This is a genomic window from Pseudomonas tumuqii (assembly GCF_013184545.1).
GTDB lineage: Bacteria > Pseudomonadota > Gammaproteobacteria > Pseudomonadales > Pseudomonadaceae > Aquipseudomonas > Aquipseudomonas tumuqii.
Genome location: NZ_JAAOJA010000001.1, coordinates 195,281 through 207,515 on the forward strand (window position 1 = coordinate 195,281; position 12,235 = coordinate 207,515).

Consider the following 12,235-nt stretch of genomic DNA (forward strand, 5'->3'; position numbering starts at 1 on the left):
GGGTGCCGAGCATTTTCCCCGGGTTGCAGCCGGGCTACGCGATTGAAGGGCACGCCTGATGCAACTGGCTTTTATCCTCTACAAGTATTTTCCCTACGGCGGCTTGCAGCGCGATTTCCTGCGCATCGCCCTGGAGTGCCAGCAGCGCGGCCATGGCATTCGCGTGTATACGCCGATCTGGGAAGGCGAGGTGCCCGAGGGTTTCGAGGTGGTGGTGGTGCCGGTCAAGGCGCTGTTCAACCACAAGCGCAACGAGAAGCTCACGGCCTGGGTCGAGGCCGACCTGGCCAGGCGTCCAGTCGACCGGGTGATCGGCTTCAACAAGATGCCGGGGCTGGATGTGTATTACGCCGCCGACGGTTGTTTCGAGGACAAGGCGCAGACCCTGCGCAACCCGATTTACCGCAAGTGGGGCCGTTACAAGCATTTCGCCGACTACGAGCGGGCGGTGTTCGCCCCGGACGCCAAGACCGAGATCCTGATGATCTCCGAGGTGCAGCAGCCGCTGTTCGTCAAGCATTACCACACCCCGCGGCAGCGCTTTCACCTGCTGCCGCCGGGCATCGCCCAGGACCGCCGCGCGCCGGCCAATGCCGGCGAGATTCGCGCCGAGTTCCGCCGCGAATTCGGCCTGGCGGATGACCAGCTGCTGCTGGTGCAGATCGGTTCCGGGTTCAAGACCAAGGGCCTGGATCGCAGCCTGAAAGCCGTCGCCGCCCTGCCGCGCGAGCTGCGCCAGCGCACCCGGCTGATCGTCATCGGCCAGGACGATCCGCGTAGCTTTCAGCTGCAGGCCAAGGCGCTGGGGATTGCCGAACAGGTGCAGATCCTCAAGGGCCGCAGCGATATCCCGCGTTTCCTGCTCGGCGCCGACCTGCTGATCCATCCGGCCTACAACGAGAACACCGGCACCGTGCTGCTCGAGGCGCTGGTCGCCGGCCTGCCGGTACTGGTGACCGATGTCTGCGGTTATGCCCATTACATCCGCGATGCGGATGCCGGGCGGGTGCTGCCGAGTCCCTTCGAACAGGAGCGGCTCAATCACACCCTGGCCGACATGCTGGCCGACGATCAGCGCCGTGCCTTCTGGGGGCGTAACGGCCTGGCCTATGCCGACTGTGCCGACCTCTATTCCATGCCGCAGAAGGCGGCCGATGTGATCCTGGCGGAGCGCCCATGAACTTCTTGTGTAGGGTGCGCTGTGCGCACCACAAGGCTGGCATCGCCGCTTCACTGGTGCGCATGGCGCACCCTACGGATGTAGGCACCCGCCAGCAAGGGTGGCAAACATGCGCCTGATCCTCGCCGAACCCTTTAAAAGTCTGTGGGCCGGCAAGGACCCCTTTGCCGAAGTGGAGGCCTTGCAGGGCCAGGTCTACCGCGAGCTGGAGGGCCGCCGCACCCTGCGCACCGAAGTGGCCGGGCGCGGCTATTTCGTCAAGATCCATCGCGGCATCGGCTGGCGCGAGATCGCCAAGAACCTGCTGACCGTCAAGTGGCCGGTGCTCGGTGCGGGTCAGGAGTGGCGGGCGATCCAGCGCTTGCAGGAAGTCGGCGTGGCGACCATGACTGCGGTGGCCTATGGCGAACGCGGCAGCAATCCGGCGCAGCAGCATTCCTTCATCGTCACCGAGGAGCTGGCGCCCACCGTCAGCCTGGAAGACTTCAGCCTCGACTGGCCGCAGAACCCACCCGCGCCTGCGCTCAAGCGCGCGCTGATCGCCGAAGTGGCGCAGATGACCGGCCGTATGCACCGCGCCGGGGTCAATCATCGCGACTGCTATATCTGCCACTTCCTGCTGCACACCGACAAGCCGGTCAGCGCGAGCGATTTGCGCCTGTCGCTGATCGACCTGCACCGCGCGCAGATCCACGCCAGCTTGCCGCTGCGCTGGCGCAACAAGGACCTGGCGGGCCTGTACTTCTCGGCCCTGAATATCGGCCTGACCCGGCGCGACAAGCTGCGCTTTCTGCGCAGTTATTTTGCCGAGTTGAAGGGCCAGCAGTCGCTGCGGCAGATCCTGCACGACGAGGCGCAGTCGCTGGCCTGGTTGCAACGCAAGGCGGACAAGCTGCTGGCCCGCTATGCGCGCAAATATGCCCCGGGTGCCGGTCATGAGTGAGTGGCGGCTGAGCGAGCAGGCGTCGTCGCGGGTGGCGGCGGCCTTTGCCGATCTGGATGCGGTGTTCGCCCTGCAAGGCGAGTGCATCACCCGCGACCCGCTGTCCGAGGTGTTGCGCGTCGAGTACGAGGGCGTGCGCTACTACGTCAAGCGCTATCACGGCGCAGGCAAGGGCTTGCGCCGCTTTATCGGGCGGCCGCGGGTCAAGGCCGAGTGGCAGAACCTCAAGTATTTTGCCAAGTGGGGCATCGCCACGGCGCCCATCGTCGCCTACGGGCTGGAGCGCAAGGCCGGCGCCTTCGTTCGCGGCGCGCTGATTACCCGCGAGCTGGTCGCCACCGAGGACCTGGCGCAGTTGGCGCAACGCGATGCGGCCTGCCTGCGCGACCGCACCTGGGTTATGCGGGTCAGTCAGCAGCTGGCCGCGGCGACCCGAACCCTGCATGACCATCACTTCACCCATAACGACCTGAAGTGGCGCAACTTGCTGGTCAACGATCAGGCCGAGCTGTTTCTCATCGACTGCCCGACCGGCGCCTTCTGGTGGGGGCCGTTGTTGCGCTATCGCATCGTCAAGGACCTGGCCTGCCTGGACAAAGTGGCCAAGTACAAATTGTCGCGCACCCAGCGCCTGCGTTTCTATCTGCAGTACCGCGGGCGGCAGCGCCTGAATGCGGCGGACAAGCGCCGTGTGCGGCAGATCGTCCGCTATTTCGAGGGCCGCGAATGAAGGATTTTATTGCCGAGCAGGATCGTGCGCTGCTCGAGCGCCACGGCCTGGCCAGCTATGACGCGCTCTGGGCGCTCAGGCTGGAGGCGGTGGACGAACCGAACACCGAGCGCGGCGGCTGGAGCAGTGTCTATCGCCTGGACCTGGGCGAGGCCGCGTTCTACCTCAAGCGCCAGAGCAATCACCTGACCCGTCGGCTGAGCTGTCCACTGGGCGAGCCGACCTTTGCCCGCGAGTTTCGCAATATCCAGCGCTACCAGCGCCTGGGGATCCCGGCGCTGCAGGCGGCGTTTTTTGCCGAGCGGCGGGTCGCCGGCGAACGCCGGGCGATTCTGCTGACCCGCGCCCTCGATGGCTGGCAGGATCTGGAGGCGCTGCTGGAGGGCTGGCAGCAGCGCGCCGAGCGCGAGCGGGCGAGCATTCTGCGCAGTTGCGGCGCCCTGGCGCGGCGTCTGCACGACGCCGGGCAGATGCATGGCTGCTTCTACCCCAAGCATATTTTTCTCAAGCGACACGCCGACGCGTTCAGCGCGCAATTGATCGACCTGGAAAAGACCCGACCGCTGCTGTTCGGCGAGCGTGACCGGGTCAAGGACCTGGAGCCGCTGCTGCGCCGCGCCAGCCTCTGGAGCGAGAGCGAAGTGCGCCAGTTGTTGGCCGCCTATCTGGGCGCGGACGCCGATGTCGAACACTGGTGGCAACGCCTCGGCAACCGCCGGCGGGATAAGGAGGCGCGCCGATGAAACCGATGGAACAGCAACGTACGCCCTTGACCCTCGCCGAACTGCGGCGGGGCGGACGCAACCCGCAGTTGCCGCTGCGCATCGAGCTGGCGGACGCTGCCGGCTCGGCCACCCTGGTGCTGGCACAGCTGCTGCGTGTGCTGCCCGGTCAGCGCTATGTCGGCGTGGCCGAGTGGCGTGGGCGCAAGGTGCTGGCCAAGCTGCTGGTCGGCGGCAAGGCGGCACGCGCCTTCCAGCGCGAACTGCACGGCGCCCGCCTTCTCGCCGGGCAGGGCCTGCCCACGCCGCTGCTGCTGGCCGATGGCCTGCGCGAAGGCGAGGGTGGCTGGCTGCTGTTCGAGTACCTCGATAACGCGCAAAGCCTGGGGGATGCCTGGCGTGCGGTCGAGGGGCAGCCGCTGCTGTCGGATGCCCAGCAGGCTGTGCTCGCCGAGGCCCTGGCATTGGTGGCCCGGCTGCACGGTCAGGGCCTGTGGCAAGCCGACCTGCACCTGGACAACCTGTTGCGGCATGACGGCCAACTGTATGTGATCGATGGCGGTGGCGTGCGCGGCGAAACACCCGGCCAGCCGCTGTCGCGGGACAAGGTGCTGGAAAACCTCGGGGTATTCTTCGCCCAGCTGCCGGTCGAGCTGGAGTCGTTTATCGAAGAGTTGCTGGTGCATTACCTGCTGGCCAACGGCGAGCATGCCCTGCCGGTGGAGGCGTTGCTCAAGGAGGTCGGCAAGGTTCGCCGCTGGCGCCTGCGCGACTACCTGCGCAAGATCGGCCGCGACTGCAGCCTGTTCAGCGCGCGCCGCAGTGCGTCGTTCCTGCGGGTGGTGCGGCGCCAGGATGAGAGCCGCTTGGCGCCATTGCTGGCCGATCCGGATGCGGCCATCGCCGCCGGTCAAGCGCTCAAGCTCGGTGGCACCTCCACGGTGGCGCTGGTCGAGCAGGCTGGCCGCCAGCTGGTGGTCAAGCGCTACAACATCAAGGGTTTCGCCCATTGGCTCAAGCGTTTCTGGCGACCCAGCCGCGCCTGGCACAGCTGGGTGGAGGGCAATCGCCTGGATTTTCTCGGTATCGCCACGCCCAAACCCCTGGCTCTGCTGGAGCTGCGCACCCTGTGGCTGCGGCGGCGGGCCTATCTGGTTACCGAATACGCGGCCGGTGAGGATATAATCGCGCGCTTCAAACCCTGCCTGGACGCGCCGGGGGGGGCCGCTGCGCCGCCCGAGGCCGAGCTCCAGGCCCTGGATCTGCTGTTCGCGGCCCTACTGCGCGAGCGCATCAGCCATGGCGACCTTAAGGGCAGCAATCTTCTTTGGGATGAAGGGCGGCAGGACGGTCGCTGGGTTCTGATCGATCTGGATGCCATGCAGCAACACCTGAGTGGGCACAGTTTCGCCCGGGCCTATGCCCGCGACCGCGCCCGCTTTCTGCGCAACTGGCCGGCCGACTCAAGGCTGTTCAGGCTGCTCGACGAACGTTTACCGCAGGTGCCCGGCACCTGCCCTGAATAGAGGTTTTCACCTGTGGCACTGACGATTCTTGGCCTGTCCGGCGCTCTCAGTCACGATCCTTCCGCCGCCCTGTATATCGACGGCAAGTTGATCGCGGCCGCCGAGGAAGAGCGCTTCGTGCGCGACAAGCACGCGAAGAACCGCATGCCCTACGAGTCGGCCAAGTTCTGCCTGGAACAGGCCGGGATCAAGCCGAGCGACGTCGACGTGGTGGCGATTCCCTTCGCCCCCATCAGCCTGTTCGGCGAGGCGCGCTGGAAGTACGCCAAGCGCTACTGGTACGCCCCGGATCGTGCCCTGGATGCGATCCTGATGGGCAACCGCCGCTACAAGCGCTACCGCAACAAGATCGTCTGGTGCCTGGAGCAACTCGGCTTCGACCCGAAGAAGATCAAGATCGAGCCGGTCGAGCACCACCTGGCCCACGCCGCCAGCGCCTACCACTGCTCCGGTTTCAAGGAGAAGACCGCGATCCTCGGTATCGACGGCAAGGGTGAGTACGCCACCACCTTCTTCGGCTACGGCGAGAACGGCAAGATCCACAAGATCAAGGAATTCTTCGACCCGGATTCGCTCGGCGGCCTGTACGGCGCGATCACCGAATTCCTCGGCTTCGAGATGCTCGACGGCGAGTTCAAGGTCATGGGCATGGCGCCCTACGGCGACGCCAGCAAATACGATTTCTCGCGCCTGGCCAAGTTCGAGAACGGCGAACTGATCATCAACACCGAGTACGCCAACGTCATCGGCCTGCGCCGCTATAAAGAGAAGGGCAAGGGCTTCTACTTCTCGCCCAAGCTGATCGAGTGGCTGGGGCCCAAGCGGGTCGGCGATATTGCCGACGACCCCTACATCCACTATGCCGCCAGCATGCAGGCGCTGTTCGAGAAGCTGGCGCTGCAGATGATGGATCACTACCTCGGCGACATCATCAAGGAAACCGGCAAGATCGCCTTCGCCGGCGGCTGCGCGCTCAACGTCAAGCTGAACCAGAAAATCATCGCCCGCGACGAGGTCAAGGAGCTGTTCGTCCAGCCGGCCTCCGGCGACGCTGGCACCGCGGTCGGCGCGGCGGCCTATGTGTCACATGCCCGCGGCGTGCCGGTGGAGAAGATGGAGCATGTCTACCTCGGCCCGTCCTTCTCCAACGAAGACGTGATCGCCGCCTGCGCCAAACACCCGAGCAAGCCTGCGTTCAAGCAGATCGACAACATGCCGCAGCGCATCGCCGAGATCATGGTCGCGGGCAACCCGGTGGCCTGGTTCCAGGGGCGCATGGAGTTCGGTCCGCGCGCCCTCGGCGGCCGCTCGATCGTTGGTTGTCCGAGCATTCCCGGGGTGGCCAACCGGATCAACGAGCAGATCAAGTTCCGCGAGCGCTGGCGCCCCTTCTGCCCGTCGATGCTCGACACCGTCGGCCCGCAGATGCTCAAGGTCGATCACCCGAGCCCGTTCATGACCTTCACCTTCGAAGTCAACGAAGAGTGGAAGACCCGTGTCGGCGAAGTGGTCCACGAAGACGGCACCTCGCGCGCCCAGGTGCTCAAGCGCGAATACAACCCGCGCTACTACGACATGATGCTCGAGCTGGAAAAACTCACCGGCAACGGCGTGTCGCTGAACACCTCGCTCAATCGCCGCGGCGAACCGATGATCTGCTCGCCCACCGACGCGCTGAACATGTTCTACGGCTCGGATCTGCAGTACCTGATCATGGAAGATATCCTGGTGGTGAAGGACGGCATGGATTGGTATGACAATGTTGGCTAAGCCGCTGATCAGTGTGGTAATCCCCGCCTACAACTACGCACCCATCTTGGCGCGTGCAGTGGACTCTGTCCTTGCGCAACTTGATAGCCAGTGCGAGCTGATTGTGATTAATGACGGCTCGACCGACGCTACGCCTGCCGTTCTGGAAGATTTGCTGCAGCGTCATCCGCAGCAGTTTCGGGTCGTGAACAAGGCAAATGGCGGGCTGGCGTCCGTGCGCAACAGAGGGATCCGCGAGGCGCAAGGGGATTACCTGGTGTTTCTTGATGCCGATGACGAGATGGCGCCCGGAGCGTTGGTGCTATTGCAAGAGCACATTACCCAGCAGCCGTCGACGCGTATGGTTATCGGCGGACATATCAGTGTCTCGCCAGAGGGCAAGCGTCGCGAGCACCAGCCGGGGACTCTTTCCGAGTCGCCCCTTGAGCGCTTGCGTGCCTATCTGTTGGATAAGCGCCTGACCCTGTCCAATGGCGCCTGTGCCATGCACCGCGAGGTGTTCGCGCGTGGTGACTATCCCGAGGCGTTCCGCAGCGCCGAGGATATTCCGGTATTTGCCCAGGCCCTGGCCAATTACCCCTGCACCCTGCTGGAGCAGCCACTGGCGCTGATCCACAAGCATGACGACAGCCTGCGTCACCAGTTCAGCCATGCCAAGGCCGGTGGCCTGGCGCTGGTCGACGAAGTGTTCGCCCCGCAACGGCTGGGCGTTCAGTTCCAGGCGCTCAAACCCGAGTTCTATGTACAGCGCTGCCTGTCGTTGTTCCGCAGCGCCTACCTGGCCGGCGATGTGGCGGCGGCCAAGTCTTACTTCACTGCGGCGGTGAAGGCGGATTGGCGGGTACTGTTCAAGGGTTCCTATGCACGCAAGGCCGTGCGCCTGTGGTTGGGGCTGAGAGCATGAAGCGCAAGATCAAGGTTTTGCAGTTGCAGAACCGTTACAACGTCAATGCCTCCGATTTGGCCGAGCAGGTCATCCAGGGCTTGCCCGCCGAACATTTCGAGGTGACCACGGCGTTCCTGCGGGGGCGGCCCGGTCCGGGGGAGCCGGAGAGCCGGGCGGCACGCTCGATCTATTTCGGCTTCAGCCAGGCGGACCTCAAGGGTCTGCGCCTGCGGGCGTTGTGGCGCCTGTTTCGACTGTGTCGCGAACAGCGTTACGACGTGGTGATCGCCCATCGCTTCAAACCGATGAATATGCTGATGTTGCTCAACCTGTGGCTGCGCATTCCGGCCTGTATTGGTGTGCAGCACGGTATCGGTGATTTCGATCGCGGCTACCGGCGCTGGGAAGCACGTCGGCTGTTGACTGCCAATTGGCGGGTGGTCGGTGTGTCACGGGCGGTCCGCGATTACCTGGTGGGCTGCGGGGCGGGTTTCGATGCCAGCAATACCGTGCAGATCAACAATGCCATCGATATCGACCGTGCCGAACGCCTGCAACATCCGCGCGAGCAGGCGCGCAGCTTGCTGGGGCTGGCGCAGGAGCCCTTCATCTTCGGCGCCATTGGCCGGCTGGTGCCGGTGAAGGGGCATATCCACCTGATCGAGGCCTTCGCTCAGGTACAGTCCATTTACCCGCAGGCCCAGCTGGCGATCATCGGCGAAGGGCGCATGCGCGCAGAACTCGAAGCCGCAATCGTCCGCTTTGGCCTGGAAGGCAAAGCGCACCTGCTGGGTGCCCGTGAGGATGCCCTGCAGTACGTCCGCGCCTTCGACGCATTCGTCATGCCGTCGCTGAGCGAGGGGCTGCCGCTGGCCTTGCTCGAGGGCATGAGCGGCCATTTGCCGGTGATTGGGTCGGATATCCCCAGTTTGCGGTCGATACTCGAGGATTGCGGTGGGCGGATATTTCCGGTCGGTGATGCCGCGGCCCTGGCCACGCAGTTGGGCGCGGTGCTGAAGCTGGATGTCGAGCAACGCCTTGCCGAAGGCGAGCGGGCCTACCGCTACCTGCGTGGTGCGCATGCAATCGAGGATTTTCGCCGGCAGTACCTGCGCTTGATCGAACAATCACTAGCCGCGGAGCGAACATCTTTATGAGTGATATTCAGGACGCCGAGCTGCCGCTGGTGACGGTGATTATTTCGTCCTACAACCACGGCAAATACGTCGAGCAAAGTATTAACAGCGTGCTGACGCAATCGTACCCACGTGTTGAGCTATTGGTCATCGATGATGGTTCGCAGGACGACAGTGTCGAGCGCATTCAGCGCCTGCAGGCGATACACGGCTTCGATTTTCGGGTGCAGGCCAACCAGGGCCTGTCGCGCACCTTGAATGGCGCCATTGCCCGGGCTTCCGGCAGTCTGATCGCCCCCTTCGGATCCGATGACGTCATGTGTCCCGAGCGTCTGGCAGTACAGGTTGCGCATCTGCGTGACAAGCCGGAAGTGGGTATCTGTGGCGGCAATATCGAGAAAATCGACGAAACCGGTCGGCCGCTTCCCAAGCAGCGCATGAAGTCGGCCCGACGCCTGGGCTTCAACGATATCTTCCTCGGGCGCCAGCCCGGTGCTCCGGCGCCCACCATGCTGTTTCGCCGGGAAGCGCTGGAGGCCGTGGGGGGCTTCGATCCGGAGATCAGGCTGGAAGACTTGCTGATCAAGCTGAAGATCACCCGCGCGGGCTATGTTATCGATGTGCTGGATACGGTATTGGCCCAATATCGTACGCATGGGCATAACACCTATAAGAACTATCGATTCATGATCGATAACGTGTTGAAGACCTATGCGCAATTCAGCGACGACCCGGCTTATCCCGAAGTCTGTGCACGCTTTATCAACTCCATGCTGCTCAAGTGTGCGCGTAACGATAAAGAGCTTGCCCGCGAGTTGCTGGGGCGGTTGCCTTGGCGATTCTGGAATCGCAAGACGCTGCGTGCTCTCTGGCGTTGGCTATTGCGCTGAACGCCGGCGCGCGTAATCGAGAAAGGCAGAGATGTCCTGTGAGCAGAGCAGATGTGCAATGCCCCGCACTTCTGCTTCCGGCCAGTCCCACCAGGTCGTTTCGAGCAGCGCCAGGCGTTGCTCTTCCGCAAAGCGCCAGCGCACCTGTTGTGCGGGGTTGCCGGCGATTACGGCGTAAGGCGCTACATCGCGAGTGACCACACTACCGTTGGCGATGACTGCACCATGGCCAATAGTGACGCCAGACAGGATTATGCTGTTTGAGCAGATCCAGACATCACTGCCGATGACGACGTCGCCACGTGTACCGCCGTAGTCCACGATGTGCACAGCCTCCTCGATAAACGCCGGGAATGGAAAGCAGCTGACCCAGTCGGTGCGGTGATGCCCGCCCAGGTAGATCTGTACATTGCCGGCTAGCGAGCTGTAAGCGCCGATCTTCAGCGTCGCGCCTTCGTTCCAGTCGTGTACCTGCGGCATCCCGTAGGTGCCGGTGCCAATGCTGTACTGGGGGTAGCGCTGGCGGAATTTCGCCTGGGCCCTGAGCAGTTTCGGCAGTTTTGCCGGTTTGCGTCCAAGCAGCCGCTGCAGGCGCTCCAGTAGCCTGTTCATAGCCTGTCTCCACCGGGGCGCAGGTTATGCAGATCCTTGGCGAGGCGTTCCGCACTCTTGTTTCCACACTGCTGGCTGTAGCCGCGCAGCAGGGCTATATGGTGCTCCTGTGCCAGCCAAGCGCTGTCTTCTGTGTAACGCAGCATATGCTGCAGGTTGCGTTTGCGCTTCCAGCGTCCGAGCGGTTTGCCGGTGATCGTCATGTCGGAGAGATCAATCAGGCCAAATCTGTGGTTCGGCATGTACAGCACATTGCCCAGGTGCAGCGAGCGGAAGTACACACCAAGTTGATGCAGTTTGCCGAGGAACGAGCCGAAACGCTCAATTTCTCCGTCGCGAGCATGCGACCCGAGGGCGCGCCAGTGATCGCGCAGGGTTTGCCCAGGGAGCGGCTGATAGCGCACTCCGTTGAGTTTGTGTTGCGGAATCAGCAGGGTGTCAACGATGTTGGGGGCGATGATGCCGAGTTGCTTGAGGCGCGCGGCATTTTCGGCAAAACGTTGTGCCGGGGCAGACCACAGCGCAGAGGACAACAGCCGCTTGCGCCGGTAGAGCTTGAGAAAGTCTCCACCGACAAGGCGCGCCACCTTGAGGCCATAGCCGTCTTCTTCGATGACTTTGGCGCCCTGCAGCAGGGCCTCGAGTTCCATTGCGCTGAGGATCTTCATGGCTTGCTCTGCAGGCGCTGGCTGATGGAGAGCGCGGCGACCAGGGACAGGGGGATCCAGATCAGGAACCAATTTTCGTTGGGTCTGGATAAGAAGTTGCTGCCTTCGCTGAGGCCTGCCGCCAAGCCGTAGACGATCAAGGCAGACGCCAGTTGGAAATTGCCTGCATGGCGCTGCTGCAGGCAGCGCAGCAGGGTCACGCCATACATCAGCAGCCACAGGCTCAGGCCTACCAGGCCGAGTTCGAGCAGGACGGCCAGTTCGACATTGTGCGGGTCATTCAATGTCACACCGAGTCCCTTGATGTTGAATGCGAACTGGCTGTCGTATCCATGGCCGATCCACAGCTGCTCGCTGGCCTGACGAATGGCTTCGTTCCAGAGTTGCGGGCGGAAGGACAGACCGCGTTGCAGCAATAGATCGGGAGCCATAACCATGCAGATGCCGGCGGCCAGCGCCAGCGTCGCGATCAGGTAGAGTGCTCGGCGCCCGATCATCGGCAGCATCCACAGGCTAGTGAGGACCAGGGCCAGCAGCGGCGTGCGCGAGCCGGTGGCCAGCAGGGCTGCCAGCAGGGGCAGGGCGAGCATTATTGGCAGCCAGTCGTGGCGTTCGCTGCGGGTCAGCCAGGCGGCGATCCAGTACGTGCAGAAAAAGCCCAGCACATGAGAGGTCAGCAGCGGATTGCGCAGTGCACCGGTGCCGATCAGGCGTTCCCCGGCTGCCGGGCTTGTGAAGTAGAAGTACAGGTTGATCAGGGCGGCGAGGGCGGCGAGCATGGCGCCGATGCGCAGGGCCTTGAGCAGCAACTGCTCGTCCTTGCAGGCAATCAGTGTGCAGGCGGCGAACATCATGAACACGTACAGAGGACGTTTGGCCAGCCCGCCCAGGCCGTCATCTGCCTGGGTCCAGGAGAGGCTGAACAGCAACCAGGCGGAGAAGACCAGGAAGACCAGCACCACGGGCTCGCGAAGGATTAGCCGTAGGTTATGTGGTGCAACGATCAGGGCGAACAAGGCGGGTACGGCAATCAGGCCGTAGTAAAGCTTGGTGAACAGACTGCCATTGGCCACCCAGAACAGGCCGGTCAGCAGCACCAGATAGCCCAGCACCAGCCAATAGCGAACGATGAAGTTTTCCATGAACAATAAAGGGGGATTTGTCAGCGTTTG

At 63.4% G+C, this 12,235-nt stretch carries 12 protein-coding genes; 9 read left to right on the forward strand and 3 right to left on the reverse strand.

All coding sequences use genetic code 11. From position 1 onward, the window contains the following. The first annotated feature begins 58 nt into the window (after nt 1–58). From G9C89_RS00875 to G9C89_RS00915, 9 genes are all read left to right on the forward strand, one after another. Nucleotides 59–1,180 carry a glycosyltransferase family 4 protein gene (locus G9C89_RS00875; protein WP_172143474.1) on the forward strand — a complete coding sequence of 374 codons (1,122 nt, stop codon included), beginning with the start codon at nt 59–61 and terminating at the stop codon, nt 1,178–1,180. Nucleotides 1,181–1,289: 109 nt separating this feature from the next. Further along, on the forward strand, nt 1,290–2,123 hold the full coding sequence (rfaP, locus tag G9C89_RS00880; protein WP_172143475.1) for a lipopolysaccharide core heptose(I) kinase RfaP: 834 nt from the start codon (nt 1,290–1,292) through the stop codon (nt 2,121–2,123). Continuing rightward, on the forward strand, nt 2,116–2,853 hold the full coding sequence (locus tag G9C89_RS00885; RefSeq protein WP_172143476.1) for a lipopolysaccharide kinase InaA family protein: 738 nt from the start codon (nt 2,116–2,118) through the stop codon (nt 2,851–2,853). The genes rfaP and G9C89_RS00885 overlap by 8 nt, the downstream gene beginning before the upstream one ends. Next, the gene (locus G9C89_RS00890) at nt 2,850–3,596 is read left to right on the forward strand and encodes a lipopolysaccharide kinase InaA family protein (protein WP_172143477.1); all 747 of its coding nucleotides are present in this window, start codon (nt 2,850–2,852) and stop codon (nt 3,594–3,596) included. The genes G9C89_RS00885 and G9C89_RS00890 overlap by 4 nt, the downstream gene beginning before the upstream one ends. A gap of 26 nt (nt 3,597–3,622) precedes the next feature. Then, on the forward strand, nt 3,623–5,101 hold the full coding sequence (locus G9C89_RS00895; protein WP_172144768.1) for a lipopolysaccharide kinase InaA family protein: 1,479 nt from the start codon (nt 3,623–3,625) through the stop codon (nt 5,099–5,101). A 12-nt stretch (nt 5,102–5,113) separates the two neighbouring features. Next, nucleotides 5,114–6,871, forward strand: coding sequence for a carbamoyltransferase family protein (locus tag G9C89_RS00900; protein WP_172143478.1), 1,758 nt, complete (start codon nt 5,114–5,116; stop codon nt 6,869–6,871). Next, on the forward strand, nt 6,855–7,775 hold the full coding sequence (locus G9C89_RS00905; protein ID WP_172143479.1) for a glycosyltransferase family 2 protein: 921 nt from the start codon (nt 6,855–6,857) through the stop codon (nt 7,773–7,775). The genes G9C89_RS00900 and G9C89_RS00905 overlap by 17 nt, the downstream gene beginning before the upstream one ends. Then, nucleotides 7,772–8,914, forward strand: coding sequence for a glycosyltransferase (locus G9C89_RS00910; RefSeq protein WP_172143480.1), 1,143 nt, complete (start codon nt 7,772–7,774; stop codon nt 8,912–8,914). The genes G9C89_RS00905 and G9C89_RS00910 overlap by 4 nt, the downstream gene beginning before the upstream one ends. Next, the gene (locus G9C89_RS00915) at nt 8,911–9,783 is read left to right on the forward strand and encodes a glycosyltransferase (RefSeq protein WP_172143481.1); all 873 of its coding nucleotides are present in this window, start codon (nt 8,911–8,913) and stop codon (nt 9,781–9,783) included. Before G9C89_RS00910 ends, G9C89_RS00915 begins: the two co-directional genes overlap by 4 nt. Here G9C89_RS00915 and G9C89_RS00920 read toward each other — a convergent pair. Genes G9C89_RS00920 through G9C89_RS25080 form a run of 3 tightly spaced genes read right to left on the reverse strand, consistent with a single transcriptional unit; the run spans nt 9,772 to nt 12,205 of the window. Next, nucleotides 9,772–10,395 (reverse strand): CatB-related O-acetyltransferase, encoded by a 624-nt coding sequence (locus G9C89_RS00920; RefSeq protein WP_172143482.1) that lies wholly within the window; start codon nt 10,393–10,395, stop codon nt 9,772–9,774. The two genes, G9C89_RS00915 and G9C89_RS00920, sit on opposite strands and share 12 nt — an antisense overlap. Continuing rightward, nucleotides 10,392–11,063 (reverse strand): lipopolysaccharide kinase InaA family protein, encoded by a 672-nt coding sequence (locus tag G9C89_RS25075; RefSeq protein ID WP_256674081.1) that lies wholly within the window; start codon nt 11,061–11,063, stop codon nt 10,392–10,394. Before G9C89_RS25075 ends, G9C89_RS00920 begins: the two co-directional genes overlap by 4 nt. Then, nucleotides 11,060–12,205: an O-antigen ligase family protein gene (locus G9C89_RS25080; RefSeq protein ID WP_256674082.1), complete on the reverse strand. Its 1,146-nt coding sequence runs from the start codon at nt 12,203–12,205 to the stop codon at nt 11,060–11,062. The genes G9C89_RS25075 and G9C89_RS25080 overlap by 4 nt, the downstream gene beginning before the upstream one ends. Nucleotides 12,206–12,235 lie beyond the last annotated feature (30 nt).